This window comes from Nostoc sp. (assembly GCF_036917775.1).
Classification (GTDB): Bacteria; Cyanobacteriota; Cyanobacteriia; order Cyanobacteriales; family Nostocaceae; genus Nostoc.
In genome coordinates this window covers 1-18596 of the sequence record NZ_JBALEQ010000048.1, presented here as the reverse complement: position 1 = coordinate 18596, position 18596 = coordinate 1, and the positions used below count along the sequence as shown (strand labels likewise).

Below are 18596 nucleotides of genomic sequence, written 5' to 3'. Positions count from 1 at the left end.
ATACATAAAATTGGTGCTAGATTTTTCCCTTAAACATTCACGTTTGTATATGATCTGTGTATTCAGACTCGACTGCTAGGTCACAAACTTCTCAGTAACTTTGTGGAGAAGACTTTGAGAATGAAGGTCGTTCTACAATAAATATCAAGCTTCTAGATAAAACTTGTATTCTCGACGACAGCCATCGTTGCAACAAAAGTGTCATGATTACCAGGATTATTCACGAAAGAGCAAATTTTGTGGGCAGTTATTTTTTATGAATCGTTAATCTATACTGGCTTTTTAAATAATTTCCTGTAAAATGCTGACTATAAACAACGGTAATTCGATCGATCTACCGTATAAATTACTCTTCTACTCTGACAAACATGCAAATTCTCTGGTTTATTCCTACTGGATCTCATGACGGACGCTATTTAGGTACAGATATTGGCTCTCGTGTTGCCACACCTGATTATTTGCAGCAAATTGCTCAAGCTGTGGATAGTTTAGGCTACACGGGTGCATTGTTACCCACAGGGAGTTCTTGTGAAGATGCTTGGATAACTGCCGCCGCTTTTATATCTGTCACCAAGCAGATGAAATTTCTCGTGGCAATTCGTCCAGGAATTACTTCTCCAGGTGCTGCTGCACGGATGGCAGCAACATTTGATCGGATTTCTAAAGGAAGATTGTTAATTAATGTGGTGACAGGTGGAGATCCAGTGCAACTCGCTGGAGATGGCTTGCATCTTAGTCATGACGATCGCTATGATTTAACCGATGAATTTCTTACCGTTTGGCGGGGTATCGTCAGTGGGGAAACGGTCGATTTTAAAGGAAACTACCTGGATATCAAAGGTGGTAAACTCCTGTTCCCGCCAGTCCAAAAACCCTATCCACCATTGTGGTTTGGTGGCTCATCTGCGGCTGCAAAGCGGGTTGCTGCTAAACATATAGATGTTTATCTAACTTGGGGCGAACCTCCACAGCAAATTGCTCAAAAGATTGCTGAGGTTAAACGACTGGCGGCTGAACAAGGTAGAACAGTCCGCTTTGGGATTCGCTTGCATGTAATTGTGCGAGAAACCGAGTCTGCGGCTTGGGATGCTGCCAATGAGCTAATTAAGTATGTTGATGAGGATGCGATCGCAAAAGCTCAACAACACCTAGCTAGTTCTGATTCTGAAGGACAGCGACGGATGAGTCAACTACATAGTGGTAGTCGAGAAACCCTAGAGATTAGCCCCAACCTGTGGACAGGAATTGGATTAGTGCGGGGTGGTGCTGGTACAGCCCTAGTTGGAGATCCCGATACTGTTGCCGCTAGGATGCTGGAATATCAAGATTTGGGCATAGAAACCTTTGTGTTCTCTGGATATCCCCATTTAGAAGAGGCATATCGTACAGCTGAATTATTATTTCCACGTTTACCTTTGCAGAAAGAAACTGCACCGCTAACGCCACCAGTCTTGAGTACTGTTAGCGAAATAGTTAGCAGTGAAAAATTTGCTAAACAACTAACGAGCGCTTCATGAATAAGTCGTAATTTGCTTTTTAATTACGAATTATGTTGACGATGCTTCTAGATTCATCTTTGCGGAAATCTAAAATCTAAAATCCCATGACTATTACTCTTAAACACACCAAAAGAAACAATAATATATCCCTGAGCGAGGTGTTAGAAAACCCGCAAATCGATAAAATAGTTCCCTGGATTGTGCCTGTTTTAGTGCTAGTACTTTGGGAATTTGCTTCCAGAACTGGTTTACTTTCAACCAGAATTTTACCTGCCCCTAGTGGTGTAATCGCTACAGCCATTAGACTAGCCTCCACCGGAGAACTTTTTCAGCATATAGGAATAAGTGCTGGACGAGCAATATCTGGTTTTATAGTTGGTGGTAGTATTGGGTTCGGTTTGGGATTGCTCAATGGCTTTTCCCGTATAGCAGAAAAGTTATTGGATAGTTCCTTGCAAATGCTCCGTACTATCCCTAATCTGGCATTAATTCCCCTGGTAATTCTCTGGTTTGGTATCGGCGATCAAGCGAGATTATTTTTAGTGTCTATGGGGGTATTTTTCCCGTTATATCTTAATACATTTCATGGCATTCGCAGTGTAGATCCTGGACTGATTGAAATGGGAAAAGTCTATGGATTGAAAACCCCACAACTTCTGTGGCAAATTATTTTTCCAGGAGCCTTATCTTCAATTCTCGTCGGTGTCCGTTTTTCTTTGGGGATTATGTGGTTGACATTAATTGTGGCAGAAACGATCGCAGCAGATTCTGGACTTGGTTATATGGCAATGAATGCCCGTGAATTTATGCAAACTGATGTTGTGGTTTTAAGTATTGTTATCTATGCACTGCTGGGTAAATTAGCAGATGCTGTTGCCAGAGGATTAGAAACCAAATTCCTGGCTTGGAATCCTAACTATCAAAAATCATAAATGGCAAAACAACCAATATCAAAGCTTAAAAAATATTGATTCTGACCGTGGGGGTCAAATTCAATATGTCACCAAATAATTCAAGCCCAATTGTTCTAAAAAAAGGAGATTTTGCCAGTGAGTTCTAATGTACAAGGTACGCAACTAAGTATTTTGGATTTGACGAAAGCTTTCGGTCAGAAAACTGTTTTAAACTCGCTAAATTTAGAAGTTGAAGCAGGTGAATTTGTCGCTATCGTCGGACGTAGTGGTTGTGGTAAAAGTACCTTATTGCGTCTGGTGTCAGGATTAGATAAAGCAACTTCAGGTGGAATACTGCTGGATGGAGAACCACTGCGTAGACTCAGCCGCTCTGTAACAATGATGTTTCAAGACCCCCGCTTATTGCCGTGGAAGCGCGTTGTTCAGAATGTGGGGTTAGGCTTGGAAGGTAATTGGCGTGAAAAAGCTTTGTGGGCACTCGATAAAGTCGGACTCAAAGATAGAGCTGATGAGTGGCCTTATGTCTTATCTGGTGGACAACGGCAACGGGTATCATTGGCAAGGGCATTAGTTAGCCAGCCCCGTTTGTTATTGTTAGATGAACCTTTAGGAGCATTGGATGCTCTAACTCGTCAAGAGATGCAAGGTTTGATTGAGAACTTATGGCGAGAGCGGAGATTTACTGCATTTTTAGTGACTCACGATGTAGAAGAAGCTGTGGCTTTGGCAGACCGAGTGATAGTGATTGATGAAGGACGTATTTCTTTCGATCTACCTGTGAAACTTTCACGCCCACGAGATAGAAGTAGCGAAGTGTTTATCAATATCAGAGAAGCAGTTCTTCAGCGAGTAATGAGCAATGAAAGTACTCAGCCAAATAATCAATTGTTGCAGTTGAGTAGTTGAGATTTAGCTTTCGTTAGTTGATTAATGTAATGCTTGAGGTAGCTGTGGTAAAAATAGGCTACTTCGAGAATCAATGTTATTAATATAGTTATCTAATTTGTGAAAAATAATTTTTTATCCAAACAGGAGTCAAGAGTCAGAATACCTAATGGAATTCTGACCGAAAAAGCTCTGGATTCTGAATTCTCCTTCAAAGCAAACCGCAGAGACGCAGAGAACACAGAGAGAATAAAGAGATATTGCTACAAATAATTTAGTAAATAGTGCTTTTATTTATTAGTAAATCAGAAGCAATTTATAGAGATATTTCTGTAAAGAGAAAAGAGGTTATCTACCATGAAACTGATCTTACCGCTCGATCTCGTTGCTGACATTGAGCCTCATCTACCGCCTGATACAGAGGTTGTCACAGTAGATGTTGAAGGAAATTTATATGGGGATAATACTGATGCTGAGGTTTATTTTAGTTGGTTTTTAACCAGAAGTCCGACGCTACATAAAATAATAGCAGCAGCACCTGCACTACGTTGGCATCATGCACCATATCCTGACACCAACTTATTTGGAAAGAGATATTATCCTTACAAATGGGGCTGGGGTGCATGGAGTTCCGATCGCTTATATCAATGAAGAGGTGTTGCCAATTGGGTTACACAATCCAAAATCGAAAATGGAATTAGGGAGTAGCAAATGGTGAAACTGATTTTACCCGATCATCTCATTGCTGATATTGAGCCACACCTACCATCTGATATAGATGTTGTGGAGGTGGATAGTGAAGGTAATCTTGATAGTGATGCCAGTGATGCAGAAGTTTATGTCAACGGATTTTACCTGAAAACTTCTACTCTTGACAAAGTGCTGACAGCAGCGCCCAGGCTGCGTTGGCAACAGTCACCGAGTGCTGGTGTGAATCACATCCTTACGCCAAATTTTTTGCAAAAGGATATTATCCTGACTAATGGCGCAGGGATTCATGCAATTCCAATTTCGGAATTTGTACTGGCATTCATGCTTTATCACGCCAAAAATCTGCGAAAATTGCAAACTTTGCAGGATGAACACACCTGGGTAAGAGGAGTGTTTCTCGAAGAGTTAGCAGACGCGACTTTATTAATTCTCGGCACTGGGAATATCGGTCAAGCGATCGCATCTCGCGCTAAAGCCTTTGGTGTTAAAGTTTGGGGAAGCCGCCGCCATCCCCAACCCCTACCGAATTTTGACAAGGTTGTTGGTGCTGATGAATGGCGATCGCTCCTACCAGCAGCCGACTATGTAGTAATTGCCACGCCACTAACCCCAGAAACGAAAGGCTTGATCGATGAAGCCGCCTTGCGCTCTATGCGTCAGTCTGCTTACTTAATTAATATTGCTCGTGGTGCGATCGTTGATGAAACAGCATTATTCACCGCACTAAGTGAGGGATGGATTGCAGGTGCTGGATTAGATACAGTGGCTACAGAACCTCTGCCACCGGAAAGTCCTTTGTGGTCGTTGCCAAACGCCTTTATCACCCCCCATTGTTCAGCCCTATCACCACGACTGAGAGAACGCATAGCACAACTGTTTATTGACAATCTTAAACGCTATCAAACCGGTCAACCCTTGCGGAATGTGGTAGACAAGAAAGCGGGATATTGATTGGGGATTGGGAATTGGGCATTGGGCATTGGGCATTGGGAAGAGGACTTGGGGACAAGGAGAATTGGGGACAAGGGGAAAGACTTGTTTCAAGTTCTCACCTCTTGTCCCCTTGTCCCCTTGTCCCCTTGTCCCCCTGCTCCCCTTCCAACCTCTTCAGTCACTCTCCAAACACAAGAATCAAAAGCAATGTTTAAACCTTAGACTAGGGTTGGGTTTGTGGCTTTATTTTCTAGTATGATAAATATCATCGTCGCTTTATCATGAAACTCTTGTGTAGCAAGAACTTCATCTTTATTATCTGCAAAAAATGACGCAAGAGGGATATCTAGAGAGGCAGTCCAGTAGAAGTAGTGGATACTAACTTTGGATACTTTTAGTATTTTTTCAATTGTTCTAAATAAACAGCAACCACTATCATAAAGCTGTTACATCTTTGTTAAGAATAGTTACAAGTTCTTAACACAAGGAAATATCTCGTATGGAAGTCTCACTTGAAAAGAATGCACCACATCGGGTTGTCATTGTTGGTGGTGGCTTTGGTGGATTGTATGCAGCAAAGGCTTTGAATGCAGCGAATGTAAATGTTACTCTCATTGATAAACGTAACTTTCACCTATTTCAGCCGCTTTTATATCAAGTTGCTACAGGTACGCTATCACCTTCTGATATTTCTGCACCATTGCGATCTGTATTTAAGAAAAGCAAGAATACAAAGGTGTTGTTGGGAGAAGTAAGTGAAATTGATCCAAAAGCCCAACAAGTTATTTTGGGTGATGAAGTAGTACCTTATGATACATTAATTATTGCTACAGGTGCGAATCATTCCTACTTTGGTAAGGATCATTGGGAAGAAGTTGCTCCTGGCTTGAAAACTGTGGAAGATGCGATAGAAATGCGTCGCCGGATATTTGGCGCATTTGAAGCAGCAGAAAAAGAAACTGATCCCGAAAAACGTCGTGCTTGGTTGAGTTTTGTGATTGTGGGGGGTGGCCCGACTGGTGTAGAGTTAGCAGGTGCGATCGCTGAGTTGGCATACAAAACTCTCAAAGAAGATTTCCGCAGCATCGACACTTCAGAAACAAAAATTTTACTATTACAAGGGGGCCCTCGCATCCTCCCACACATGGTTCCAGAGTTATCGGCATCAGCAGCAGTATCTTTGCAAAAGTTAGGTGTAGAACTCCACACTCACACCAGGGTGACAAATATTGAAGGTGATATTGTTACTTTCAAGCAAGACAATCAATTTACAGAAATTGCCTCAAAAACTATCTTGTGGGCAGCAGGTGTTCAAGGTTCCCCAATGGGGAAAGTCTTAGCAGAAACTACAGGTGTAGAGCGCGATTACTCTGGGCGTGTAATTGTAGAACCTGACTTGTCTATCGAGGGTTATGACAACATTTTCGTAATTGGAGATTTAGCCAACTTCTCCCATCAAGATGCTAAACCTTTACCTGGTGTTGCACCTGTAGCTAAACAACAAGGAGAGTATGTAGGTAAACTAATTCGACGACGGCTTCAAGGTAAGACTTTGCCACAATTTCATTACAACGATGTGGGTAGTTTGGCAATGATTGGGCAAAATTTAGCTGTTGTAGATTTAAGCTTAATCAAACTCACAGGTTTCATTGCTTGGGCATTTTGGCTATTAGTTCACATCTACTTCTTGATCGAGTTTGACACTAAATTACTAGTAGTATTTCAGTGGGCATGGAATTATATCACTCGTAATCGTCGCTCTAGATTGATTACAGGTAGAGAAGCTTTTGTAGAACCAAAAACTGTTAACAATATAGTGCAACAGCCTTCTGGGACACCTCTGTAACTTGATCACAGCATTTGTTGACTGGTAGAATCTTCAAAGATGTAGTGCAGTGAATAATGGAGCGAACGAAAGTATCAAACATCTACCAAACTGGTGAAGTCTGCTAAATTATAGCTAAGGAAAATCCCCAATTTATGGGCAAGCGTGGGTGTTGGCATAGCCTCTTCAAAAACTATGCGTTTTGTCAACTACTTCTACTCAACTAGCACCCTGACATAAGTTCTGAGGTAGAAATATTTATCAACCAAATCAATGTTGTCGTTGATAGCCTGATATAGATAGCCCCCTTACCGCTTACGCGGTGAGGGGGTTGGGGTTCTTGTACTTCACAAAGACTGAGAACTGCTATAAGAGGATGTTTGAAAAGTCCTCTTGACCCTGATTCTCAGGTAGAGGCAATTCATGAATTGCCCCTACCGTGTGTAGTTTTGTATAAGTTCTATTAAATTAACTCGTGAACAAAATCGAATTGAACATTGCCAAAAATTGTCTGCAATGCTACGCTGTGACTGAAATTGTACATACTATAAGTATGTATAAATTTCAGAGTTAATTTAATCATTCGCTTGGTTAATTTAAGTAAAAGAATGTTAACTTTCTTGTTAACCTGCATATAATACCGAGTTAGCTCCGATAACTGAATCGTATAACTAAATTGGTTGTCTAATTTAAATTAATCAGGCTTTAGTTTTGATTAAAGCCACACATAACTTATTGATATAATCCCTCCCTAAACCTCTCCTCCACAGAGATAGAGGGGCTAATTCTTACTACCCTTACCTTTTAGTGAAGGGTTTAGAGATTAGGTTTGAGTGCAATTTATACAAGGCAACAAATTATTATCGACACCATTTTTCTTAAATTTTCTGGAAAAGCTTTGATTGCTTTTGAATTGCAATACTAGTAGTTAAAAATCCGACTGCATCATCAGAAATTCTCATTAGATTAGCTTTTGCCTCCATTTGTAATCTAGATGAGTGTATATTTTCATGTCCATAATTGCTAAGGATGAATATAATGACTCGTTTATCCAGCCCGATTGAAAACTTAAAAAATCACTATACAGTTGTAGTTATTGGTTCTGGTTACGGTGGTAGTATTGCCGCATCGCGTTTAGCACGAGCCGGACAGCAAGTGTGTATTTTAGAGCGAGGGAAAGAATTCCAACCTGGTGAATATCCCAAGACTCAAACCAAAGCATTGGAACAAATGCAGATAGATTTGCCACAACATCATCTAGGTTCGCACACAGCTTTGTATGACTTTCATGTGAATAAAGACATTAATGTATTTATTGGTTGTGGACTAGGTGGAACATCTTTAGTTAACGCCAATGTGTCATTACAAGCTGAACCGCGTGTATTTGCAGATTCACGCTGGCCAAAGGAATTGCGTGATGATGTTGGGACTTTATTAGCCGCAGGTTATCGTCGTGCAGAGGAAATGCTCAAACCTACTCCTTACCCCGAAAATTTTCCTCCTCTGCCAAAATTACAAGCTTTAGAAAAATCGTCTAAATATTTGAATGAAAAGTTCTATCGTCCCCCCATCAATGTGACATTTCAAGATGGGGTGAATCATGTCGGTGTAGAACAAAATAAATGTAATCTCTGCGGTGATTGTGTTTCTGGCTGTAATAATAAAGCCAAAAACACCGTGTTGATGAATTACCTCCCAGATGCAAAAAACCACGGTGCAGAAATCTATACACAAGTTTCCGTGCGACGAGTTGAACGTCAGGGGAATCGCTGGCTAGTCCATTACCAATTATTAAACACAGGACAAGAAAACTTTAACGCTCCCACAATGTTCGTCAGTGCTGATATTGTAATTCTGGCGGCTGGGACATTGGGATCTACAGAAATTTTGCTGCGTTCTCAAGCTGCTGGTTTAGCTGTATCTGAGAAACTGGGACATAATTTTACAGGGAATGGTGATGTCCTAGCTTTTGGCTATAACACCGAGCAAGTAATTAACGGTATTGGTTTTGGCGATCGCCCGGAGAATGCCCAAGAACCAGTAGGGCCATGTATCACCGGTATCATAGATATGCGAGAACAGCCCCAATTAGATAACGGACTAGTAATTGAAGAAGGCTCAATTCCTGGAGGTCTGGCTGCTATATTACCCCAAACCCTTGCGGCGGCTGCCAAAATTTTAGGTAAAGACACCGACTCTGGTTTAGGCGATCGCATCGAAGAAAAAATCCGCGAAGTTGAGAGTTTGACTCATGGTGCTTACACTGGTGCAGTCCGCAACACCCAAACCTACTTAGTCATGACCCATGATGATGCAGCCGGACAGATGTACTTAGAAAATGACCGTCTCCGCATTAAATGGCAAGATGTAGGAAGCCAACCCATTTTTCAACGAGTCAATAATCGTCTTACAGAAGCCACCGAACCCCTTGGCGGTACACAAATTCCTAATCCCATTTGGTCTGATGCCTTTGGTCATGACTTAGTTACAGTCCATCCACTAGGAGGCTGTATCTTAGCGGAGGATGCTGAACACGGTGTTGTCAACCATAAGGGACAAGTATTTGCTAGCAACCAAGGAACAAACGTCTACGAAAACTTATATGTTGCTGATGGTTCAATCGTTCCTCGGACATTAGGTGTAAATCCACTACTGACAATCTCTGCTCTAGCGGAACGCTGCTGTAGCCTGATTGCTAAAGACCGGGGTTGGACGATTAATTATGATTTGGCTACTCAACCCATAGTCAACGCTGAGACTACCCATTCTACCACAGTCGGCATTCAATTCACCGAGACCATGCGCGGCTACTTTTCTACCGCAGTCAAAGACGACAACTATCAGTCTGCATTCTGGCAAGGCAAACAAGACAACTCACCTCTAGAGTTCACCGTTACAGTAATTGCCGATGACTTAGACAAACTACTCAACGACCCCGAACACCTAGGGAAAATAGTTGGTATAGTTAAAGCCCCCGTTTTATCACCAGAAGCACTAACCGTCACCAATAGCGATTTTAATTTGTTTGTTGTCCAACAAGACCAACAAAACACCAGACAAATGATTTATCGCTTACAGATGATGACGCAATCAGGACAAAGTTATTACTTGAAAGGCTTTAAGCAAATTCATGATGACCCAGGATTTGATGTTTGGTCTGACACCACCACACTATTCATCACCGTTTATGAGGGCGACAGTGAAAATCATCCTATCGTTGGTCAAGGTATTCTCAAAATTCAGCCGATGGACTTCATCAAACAAATGACCACGATGAAAGTTACCAACGCAGATACTATTGGGGAACGTCTAAAAGCAATAGATAGATTCAGTCGTTTCTTTGCCGGCACTTTAGCGGAAGTCTACATTTAACTTTAGGAGGCGGGAGGTATGACAATACGGTTCGGTTAAAGGGGAAAGGGGAAAGGGAAAAGGTTTTGAATACATTCTTTCCCCTTTATCCCTTACCCTTTTCCCAGACCACAATGAAAGTGAAAAATGCTTATCCGAACCGTATTGGGAGCTATGAGGCAGAGGGCAGGAGGTAATGCCCAATGCCCTAATCGATTAACAAATCTATCAAAATGAACACTACAACATATACTCAATCTTTACGAGAAAGAATAGTACCTTTTACTAGCAAAGATGGCTTTAAATGCAACTTAATTAACGTTAGAGGTGAAAATCCTCCTTCTAAATCGCCTGTATTACTAGCGCATGGTGCAGGAGTCAGAGCAAATATCTTTCGCGCTCCTGTGGATACTAATATAGTTAATTACTTAGTTGCTCATGGTTATGACGTATGGTTAGAAAACTGGCGTGCCAGTATTGACCTAAATCGTAATCATTGGACACTTGACCGAGCCGCAGTGAATGACCATCCACAAGCAGTGAAAACTATTGTCGAAGAAACGGGTTATGAAGAAATCAAAGCTATCATCCATTGTCAGGGATCTACTAGTTTCATGATGTCTGTGGTGGCTGGCTTAGTCCCACAAGTCAAAACTATTATTAGCAATGCCGTTTCACTGCATCCAATTGTACCCTCATGGTCATCTTTCAAAATCAATTTTGCAGTACCAGCAGTCAATTTACTCACCGATCATTTAAACCCACAATGGCAAATAGATTCACCAAGTCTAGCTGCAAAAATCATCTCTCTGTTCGTGGGTCTTACACATCATGAATGTAATAATTCAGTCTGCAAACAAGTTAGCTTTACTTATGGGACTGGCTTCCCGGCATTGTGGGAACACGCCAACCTCAACGAAGCCACCCACGAATGGCTAAAGCAGGAATTCGCCTATGTGCCGCTCAGTTTTTTCGCACAAATGTCTCAGTGCATCAATCATGGACATCTAATTTCTGTTGATAACTTCCCCAATTTACCAAAAGATTTTATTGCCCAACCACCAAAAACCGATGCCCGGATTGCATTTTTCGCTGGGCAGGTTAACCGTTGTTTTCTCCCACAAAGTCAGATAGAAACTTTTAAATATTTTGACTCTCTGCGTCCTAATTACCATGCTTTACACGTTCTGGATAACTACAGTCATTTAGACATATTTATGGGTAAAGATGCAGCCAAAGATGTGTTTCCGTTAATGCTTGCAGAATTAGAAAAGACTGTTTGAGAAGTACAGATTTTATTCTCTAGACATCTGTTACCTCTCTTGCTCAATAAATTTAATTATGTGTGAAAAAATATGATACCTCAACGTTTAAAAGAACAAACAGGACTTTATGCCTTAGTTGATGGCATACCTTTTCAGTTACCCGTTAATTCTGAACATACACCAGCATTGATGGCGGTATTTCCGATTAACGCCGATCGCGCTAAAGAATTGATTCTAGCTAAAGAAGTACATCCTCTGCGACTATGGAATAATCAGGGGTTGTTAGTGATCACGGTGATTAATTATCAGATTACTGACATTGGTAAATACATCGAATTTAGTATTGCGATCGCCTGCACTCATGGCGCAAAACCAGCCCCACCACTACTACCAGCTTTATTGATGCAACAGTACGGTACTGGGCAGTATGTGCTTGATTTACCTGTCAGTACTGAAATTTCCGTCAAAGGTGGTAAAGGAATTTGGGGAATGCCCAAACATCAAGCTAACTTGGACTTTGTGATTGGCGATCGCACCGTCAGCAGTCAATATGATTTAGATGGGCAACTAGTGATGAAAATTGAGGTTGCCAAACCCAACAAAGCTTGGTTTCCCCTGAAAATGGGTGCAGCAAACTACTGTGCATTTCGCGGGATGTTGATGAAATCCGTGATTTACTTTCAAGGGAAATTGGGATTTTCGCTGTTCAAACCGGGTTCAGCCAAACTTACCATCGGCGATCATCCCCGTATCCAATCACTAAAACACCTAGAAATTAGCCCCGAACCTATATTTACAGGCTTTTTCCCGGAAATCACAGGTATGCTAGATGACCATTTGGAGAGTTGGTTTCTTGGCTACGACACACCCCCCACACAACAACCAGAAGGTTTAGAAAGTGTAGTTAATTTAGGTTTGGGTCAAGAATGGCTACCAGCGCCAAAGGCTTTGCCCAAGGATGATCAAGCCGAGATGTATGTAGTACCGAATGGCACTAAGAAAAGCTGAAACCTCCTCAGGGCATGGTGTGGGAGGTGTGGGAGGTGTGGGAGGATGGGGAAGAAGTCTTACCCCCCACACTCCCCACACTTCCCCCATCAGGGCTTTGCGATTAACAAGCGTGCCATTCGTATGTAGTACCAATTAAAAATTAATCAAAAATATGATGAATAACGGTAAAATACTCCGCTTATCATTAATTGGCATTGCCATTTTCACCATTGTGAGTGGATTGTTGCAAATGGTTTTGCCTAGTTTAGTACTCTACATTGTCTCAGCAGAAGTAACCCCGACTAGCCAGCATTTTTTTGCCATCATCGGTATGTTTATGCTGCTGTTTAACGGCGCACTGTTACAAGCATTAATCAGCCTACAACCCCAACCTATTGTCTTAATTTGGGCAGGATTACAAAAATTTGGTGCTTCAATAGCCGTTTGTTTGGCTGTTATCAAGCTAATTTTTTCCCCATTCGCGCTGCTAATTGCTGGTTTTGACCTGTTATCAGGAGTATTAATTTTCTGGTACTTGCTTCGCTTGCGTACTTTCACACCAGGATACACTTATGAGCAACCAACCGCATAAACCTTATGGCACTCCTGAACCAACATACTCAGGGAATAAACGTTCCTTGATTTTAGCTGGTGGTGGAATGCGTGTAGCTTACCAAGCTGGAGCTATCCGCGCCTTACTCGAATCAGGACTATGTTTTAATCATGCGGATGGTACTTCGGGCGGTACGATGAATTTAGCAATGCTGCTATCTGGACTATCGCCGATTGAGATGTGCGATCGCTGGCGGACTTTGAATGTTAAAGATTTTGTCTCCTTTATCCCTCTAGAAAAATACTTCAAAGCCTGGGATTTGTTGTCTATGGGAGATGCAGACGGCATTATTGATCGCGTTTTTCCCCACTTGGGAATTGATATCAGCAAAATCAATGCCTCGGAGGGAATGCAAGGTACATTTAATGTTTGCAACTTTACTCACAAAACTAATGAGGTCATTCCCCACGATCGCCTAGATTTAGATTTATTGGTTGCAGGGATTTCTCTTCCTATCTTGATGCCGCCTGTACAAAAAGGTGATTATCTCTACATGGATTCCGTGTGGATTAAAGATGTTAATCTCATGGAAGCGGTGCGCCGGGGTGCAGATGAACTTTGGGTATTGTGGTGCATTGGCAATAGTAGCGAATATCAAACGGGAATTTTTAATCAATATGTCCACATGATGGAACTGAGTGCGAACGGGGCATTTTTTGAAGAGTGCGATCGCATCAATGAAATCAACCAAAGAATTTTGCAAGGGGAGACAGTCTACGGACATACCCAACCGATCAAACTCCACCTGATCAAACCCGCTTATCCTTTACCTCTTGATCCTGATTACTACTTGGAAAACATTGATGGTGCAACTTTAGTTGATATGGGTTACGCCGATGCTAAACAATATTTGCAAACCATGTCACCCGCAGGATTGCCCTTCCAGCCAGACGTGACCCGAATGCACAATAATTTGCCAGGAATGACTTTCCGCGAAAGGATGGCGGGTGGGTTTGTTTTAAATGAGACTGACCCGATCCAGGGTGCAGCAAAAGGCAAAGCGCACAATTCCTCACTCTCATTGCAACTAACAATTAACATTTATGACTTAAAACGTTTTTTAAGTGATATCACTTACACTGCTAGTATTGCTGGTAATATTAGTTTTGCAGATTTTGGCGAACACATTCCCCTTAAAAGAGGCGTGTTTAACCTGTTTTCTCATGACCATAATCCCGGATCTAAATACATTACTTATGAACTTGCTTTTGAACATGGTAATCAAGATTACTACTTAGTAGGCAAGAAAGAACTGCATAACGATCCAGGATTTGATTTGTGGCAAGACATGACAACTATCTATACTTACCTACATCAAGGTACAGATAAAAACAGTCCGATTATCGGTGCAGGAATTTTAACCTTGGATGTGGGTGACATAGCCAAGTGCGTTTCTGGGTGGCGAATCATTAACGCCAAGTCACTGACAGAGAAAGCTACATTATTGGCAGAGTTTGGTAGTTTTTTCTGGGGCAATATTTGGGAAACTTACCAACCGTAAATTCCAAATTAAACCTCTGCTGAGTGGAGTATAAAGGGAATGGCACTAAGAAAACCTGAAACCTTTGTCTGAGGGAGGTGTGGGAGGTGTGGGAGGTGTGGGAGGATGGGGAAGAAATCTGGCTCCCCACACTCCCCTCTCCCTACACTCCCCACACTTCCCCCTCTCCCTACACTCCCCACACTTCCCCCTCTCCCCACACTCCCCACACTTCCCCCTCTCCCCACACTCCCCATCCCGCCTTCTGCCTTCTATCACAACTTTTCAGGAGAAATTAACATGAGCGATCGCCTTACGCCTTTACCCTCATCATTCTTATTCGGTGTTGCAACTGCTGACCATCAGTGTGAAGCTTACGATTCCCAGTTTGAAGATATTCGGGATGTATGGGAACGTCGTCGCGGTATTACGGTCAGGGGTCGAGCTACTGACTTTTGGCATCGCTACGCTGAAGATATTGCCTTAGCTCAGTCCCTTGGTTGCAAATCTTTCCGGTTTTCGATCGCTTGGTCACGGGTAGAACCTGAACCCGGTAAGTTCAGTGAAGAAGCTTTTGAACATTATCGCCAAGTGATTGAAACTATCAGATCGCATGGTTTAGAACCAATTGTAACTCTGCATCACTTCACCCATCCCATCCATGTAGAAGCACGGGGGGGTTTAACTGCGCCAGAATTTCCAGCTATTTTTGCTAACTACGCCACAGAAGTCGCCAAGCGTTTGGGTCATTTGGCACGTTATTGGATTAGCTTTAACGAACCTAGTCAATTAATTTACGGTTACATCAAACCTTGGTGGGAAAGAGCCTATTTTATGCCCCCAGGTTTGGAGCGCGGTGCAACTATTGCCGATCAAATGACCGCCGTGCAGAAACTTATGCGGAATTTGTTTGTCTCCCATACACGCGCCAGAAATATTCTCAAAGAGTACAACCCAGATGCTCAAGTGGGAGCAAACCCCATGTTATTGGGTCTGCCTCTATGGTTGCAGAAATTGGTGGATCGCAATGTTACTAATCTGCGTCGTCCCGAAGATATGATTTCTCAGGGTAAACGTTTTACTGAGCGCAGTTTGTTGGAAAAGGGAAAAGTTGATGTTGTCATTGCTAATTTGACTATTACCGCCGAGCGACAACAGCAAGTAGCGTTTTCAGAAACTTATTATCAGGCGGGACAATTTCTCTTAGTCAAAGCCAGCAGTCCCATTCAGCAACCAGAAAATCTGGCTCAGAAAACAGTAGCAGTTGTCAAAAGTTCGACGGCGGAATCTACCATAGAATACCTGTTACCCAGAGTTGAAGTCAAAGTAGTAGAAGATTACGCTGATGCCTTGCAAGCCTTGGATTATGAACAAGTGAGTGCCATTCTTGCAGATGACACAATTCTCTTGGGTATGATGACACAACAACCAGGGGAATATCGACTGGTGGGTAAAAATGGTGCAGGGCTGACAGTAGAGAACTATGGCGCAGCTGTAGTTAAAGGCGATCGCGCCCTATTGAATATTGTAGATACAGTAGTGCGACAGTTTAAAGAATCCGGGGCTTGGCAAGCTAGCTATAGTCATTACTTCCCCAATCAACCCGTCCCACCTGTACCGAAAATCGGCAGACGTTCAACCCTAGCTGACATCACCACAGGCGGATCTTCTAGTCCAACTATCGGACAGCCTCAACCTGGTACACCATTGCGACGCATTCAAGACCGTGGTTATTTAGTTGTCGCAGTCAAAGAAAACGTACCTGGGTTTAGCTACCGCGACCCCAAAACCGGAGAATTTAGCGGCTTAGAGATTGATTTAGCGCGTTTAATCGCCAAGCAAATCTTCGGCAATCCCAGCAAAGTGAAATTTGTTGCCGTTTCCACCCAACAACGCTTACCCGTACTGCGATCGCTCACCCGCATCTTTGACCCAATTTTCAAGATTTTCAGCGTACTTTCCACATCACTAACAAGTAACTGGTGGCACTTAGGTATGGCTGGAAAATTACCTACATTCCTCTGTCCTCAAGAATGTGTAGGTCAACAAGATTTTGTTGGTTTTGACTATTACTGGGGGATTAGCAATCTCCGACTCAACCGCATTCAACAATTAATGGATGCTGCTTTTGGACGTTTTAGTAATGCGCCAGTTTGGTCTGGTGTTCTCTACGATATGCTCAAATTCCACGCCCAGTTATTCCCCGATAAAGAGATTATGATTATCGAGAATGGCTGTGTAGAAGTAGCCGATAAAGTTGTCAAGCGTGAAGACTACATTCGCCAGCATCTCCAACAAGTGCAACGCGCTCGTCAAGACGGGATAAACGTCATCGGTTACGTCTCCTGGTGCATCACCTCCAATCGCGAGTGGGGTCTGAAATTTGGCCCAGATAGCGATTTTGGGCTATATCACATTGACCTAGATACAGACCCAGAACTCAAACGCCAACCAACCCCAGCCGCTAACTTATACCGCGATATCATCAAACAAAACAGCGGGCTTGAGTAAAATTTGCAGTGGGAAAAGTTATTTTTCGCGTTCTTTAAGTAATGAGTAATGGATATTTACTCATTACTCATTTAATTTGCTCTCATCAAAGTCAACACCCTACCCTTAATACCCATGCCCAAAACAGTTTTCATCACCGGAACATCCAGTGGAATTGGGAAATTCACCGCCATATACTTCGCGCAACAAGGCTGGAACGTTGCAGCCACGATGCGAAACCCCAGCCAAGACCAAAATTTCCGTGAATTTCCTAACATCAAAGTATATTTTTTAGATGTTACAGATAATAACAGTATTCAAACTGCGATCGCTTCTGCCATCCAAGATTTTGGTCAAATTGATGTTTTAGTAAATAACGCTGGTTATGGTGTAGATGGTGTATTTGAAGCCATGACTGATGAAATAATCACTAAACAATTCAATACTAACGTTTTTGGGTTGATGCGAATCACACAAGCGATCATTCCCCATCTGCGTCAACAAGGCGGTGGCACTATTATTCAAATTGCCAGTATGGGAGGACGAATTACTTTCCCCTTGTATAGTATTTATCACAGTTCAAAATGGGCGGTAGAAGGGTTTAGTGAAGCTTTGCAATATGAATTAGAACCATTTAATATCAAAATTAAAATTGTTGAACCAGGTGTGATTAAAACTGAATTTTACGAAAATAATCGAGCGATCGTGCGTGATGATTTGCCCATGTATCAACCATTAGTAGATACTGCACAAAGGGTATCCCAAGAAGCGGGAAGAAAAGGAGAGCCTCCAGAATTAGTTGCTCAGGCAATATTTAAAGCAGCCATTGATCGTAGTTATAAAATGCGCTATCCCGTTGGTCAACCTGCGCCCATTTTGCTCATGCTACGTAAATTGTTGCCCGATTATTGGTTTTTCTCCATCATCAAACGTATTTATAAAGTATAAATATGCCTAGTTGAAAAAAACTAAGTACTTACCTGAGCTTTACCACAATATAGTTGGTAAACCTGCAATGATAGAGGCAATACCTGTCCAAAGAGTGAACTGCTCAAGATTTCCTTCATCCAAAGCAAGACTCATTTGCTTAATTGCTGATAGTAGTCCAGCTAATAGTAGTACAAAGAATGCAAAATATCTCAAAGCAATCATACTTTGCCCTACTTGAATGTAAAAGTACACATAATAGGTTTCTAACAGGCTCTACCATGTTTTTCTGTTTCAGATTTAGCACTTTATACCAATTTAATATGAAGCTGCATAATAGAGAAAACAAACTCGATAAATTAAAATAACGTGTAATGCCAATTACTGAAGCTTTGGTCAATAAAGGAATACTTTTCGGTTAAGGGGGAAAGGGGAAAGGGGAAAGGGAAAAGGTTTGAATTTCCCTTTCCCCATTACCCTTTAACCTTTCCCCAGACCAAAAGAGAGATTATTGGGTTTAACCGAAAAGTATTGGTAACAGCACTATCTCTTCCTGAAATAGTGATTCTCAAAAAAGTGCTACAACCCCAATTATTAGCCGTATTTGTCGGGTTAATTAACCTGAGTTCGGGATAAGGAAAAGGACAGGTAGTAAGCTGAAAATAACAACAAATCCAGCAGCCTGTCCTATGTTTAGTTTAGATGCTTTGTTC

Annotated in this window: 14 protein-coding genes; 13 read left to right on the top strand and 1 reads right to left on the bottom strand. The window is 42.1% G+C overall.

The window, feature by feature from the left end; genetic code table 11:
• Positions 1-368: 368 nt before the first annotated feature.
• From ssuD to V7K69_RS07340, 13 genes are all read left to right on the top strand, one after another.
• Entirely contained in the window at positions 369-1517 is a 1149-nt protein-coding gene (gene ssuD, locus V7K69_RS07400; protein WP_335032809.1) for an FMNH2-dependent alkanesulfonate monooxygenase, read from the top strand.
• An 86-nt stretch (positions 1518-1603) separates the two neighbouring features.
• Positions 1604-2431, top strand: coding sequence for an aliphatic sulfonate ABC transporter permease SsuC (gene ssuC, locus V7K69_RS07395; RefSeq protein WP_174708954.1), 828 nt, complete (start codon positions 1604-1606; stop codon positions 2429-2431).
• A gap of 117 nt (positions 2432-2548) precedes the next feature.
• Complete coding sequence (locus tag V7K69_RS07390; RefSeq protein ID WP_335032803.1) at positions 2549-3319, top strand: ATP-binding cassette domain-containing protein; 771 nt, start codon at positions 2549-2551, stop codon at positions 3317-3319.
• Positions 3320-3655: 336 nt separating this feature from the next.
• On the top strand, positions 3656-3949 hold the full coding sequence (locus V7K69_RS07385) for a hypothetical protein (protein ID WP_335032801.1): 294 nt from the start codon (positions 3656-3658) through the stop codon (positions 3947-3949).
• 60 nt (positions 3950-4009) lie between these two features.
• Positions 4010-4960: a D-2-hydroxyacid dehydrogenase gene (locus tag V7K69_RS07380; protein ID WP_335032799.1), complete on the top strand. Its 951-nt coding sequence runs from the start codon at positions 4010-4012 to the stop codon at positions 4958-4960.
• Positions 4961-5441: 481 nt separating this feature from the next.
• Positions 5442-6788 (top strand): NAD(P)/FAD-dependent oxidoreductase, encoded by a 1347-nt coding sequence (locus V7K69_RS07375; RefSeq protein ID WP_335032797.1) that lies wholly within the window; start codon positions 5442-5444, stop codon positions 6786-6788.
• A gap of 1017 nt (positions 6789-7805) precedes the next feature.
• Positions 7806-10139, top strand: a complete 2334-nt coding sequence (locus V7K69_RS07370; protein WP_335032795.1) for a GMC family oxidoreductase — start codon at positions 7806-7808, stop codon at positions 10137-10139.
• Between the two features lie 212 nt (positions 10140-10351).
• Positions 10352-11401: an esterase gene (locus V7K69_RS07365; protein ID WP_335032792.1), complete on the top strand. Its 1050-nt coding sequence runs from the start codon at positions 10352-10354 to the stop codon at positions 11399-11401.
• Positions 11402-11473: 72 nt separating this feature from the next.
• The gene (locus V7K69_RS07360) at positions 11474-12391 is read left to right on the top strand and encodes an acetoacetate decarboxylase family protein (RefSeq protein ID WP_335032790.1); all 918 of its coding nucleotides are present in this window, start codon (positions 11474-11476) and stop codon (positions 12389-12391) included.
• Between the two features lie 154 nt (positions 12392-12545).
• A complete protein-coding gene (locus V7K69_RS07355; RefSeq protein ID WP_335032788.1) occupies positions 12546-12965 on the top strand; it encodes a hypothetical protein in 420 nt (139 codons plus the stop codon).
• Positions 12946-14487, top strand: a complete 1542-nt coding sequence (locus V7K69_RS07350) for a patatin-like phospholipase family protein (RefSeq protein WP_335032786.1) — start codon at positions 12946-12948, stop codon at positions 14485-14487. The genes V7K69_RS07355 and V7K69_RS07350 overlap by 20 nt, the downstream gene beginning before the upstream one ends.
• Before the next feature lie 279 nt (positions 14488-14766).
• The gene (locus V7K69_RS07345) at positions 14767-16977 is read left to right on the top strand and encodes a family 1 glycosylhydrolase (RefSeq protein WP_335032784.1); all 2211 of its coding nucleotides are present in this window, start codon (positions 14767-14769) and stop codon (positions 16975-16977) included.
• A gap of 114 nt (positions 16978-17091) precedes the next feature.
• Positions 17092-17904, top strand: coding sequence for an SDR family oxidoreductase (locus V7K69_RS07340; RefSeq protein WP_335032782.1), 813 nt, complete (start codon positions 17092-17094; stop codon positions 17902-17904).
• 39 nt (positions 17905-17943) lie between these two features.
• On the opposite strand, the gene V7K69_RS07335 is transcribed toward V7K69_RS07340, so the two are convergent.
• On the bottom strand, positions 17944-18138 hold the full coding sequence (locus V7K69_RS07335; RefSeq protein ID WP_335032780.1) for a hypothetical protein: 195 nt from the start codon (positions 18136-18138) through the stop codon (positions 17944-17946).
• Positions 18139-18596: the final 458 nt, after the last annotated feature.

Bases quoted from the DNA above. Each gene is read 5' to 3' on its own strand.
- ssuD (WP_335032809.1), top strand. From the start codon at position 369: ATGCAAATTCTCTGGTTTATTCCTACTGGATCTCATGACGGACGCTAT.
- ssuC (WP_174708954.1), top strand. From the start codon at position 1,604: ATGACTATTACTCTTAAACACACCAAAAGAAACAATAATATATCCCTG.
- V7K69_RS07385 (WP_335032801.1), top strand. From the start codon at position 3,656: ATGAAACTGATCTTACCGCTCGATCTCGTTGCTGACATTGAGCCTCAT.
- V7K69_RS07380 (WP_335032799.1), top strand. From the start codon at position 4,010: ATGGTGAAACTGATTTTACCCGATCATCTCATTGCTGATATTGAGCCA.
- V7K69_RS07375 (WP_335032797.1), top strand. From the start codon at position 5,442: ATGGAAGTCTCACTTGAAAAGAATGCACCACATCGGGTTGTCATTGTT.
- V7K69_RS07370 (WP_335032795.1), top strand. From the start codon at position 7,806: ATGACTCGTTTATCCAGCCCGATTGAAAACTTAAAAAATCACTATACA.
- V7K69_RS07365 (WP_335032792.1), top strand. From the start codon at position 10,352: ATGAACACTACAACATATACTCAATCTTTACGAGAAAGAATAGTACCT.
- V7K69_RS07360 (WP_335032790.1), top strand. From the start codon at position 11,474: ATGATACCTCAACGTTTAAAAGAACAAACAGGACTTTATGCCTTAGTT.
- V7K69_RS07355 (WP_335032788.1), top strand. From the start codon at position 12,546: ATGATGAATAACGGTAAAATACTCCGCTTATCATTAATTGGCATTGCC.
- V7K69_RS07350 (WP_335032786.1), top strand. From the start codon at position 12,946: ATGAGCAACCAACCGCATAAACCTTATGGCACTCCTGAACCAACATAC.
- V7K69_RS07345 (WP_335032784.1), top strand. From the start codon at position 14,767: ATGAGCGATCGCCTTACGCCTTTACCCTCATCATTCTTATTCGGTGTT.
- V7K69_RS07340 (WP_335032782.1), top strand. From the start codon at position 17,092: ATGCCCAAAACAGTTTTCATCACCGGAACATCCAGTGGAATTGGGAAA.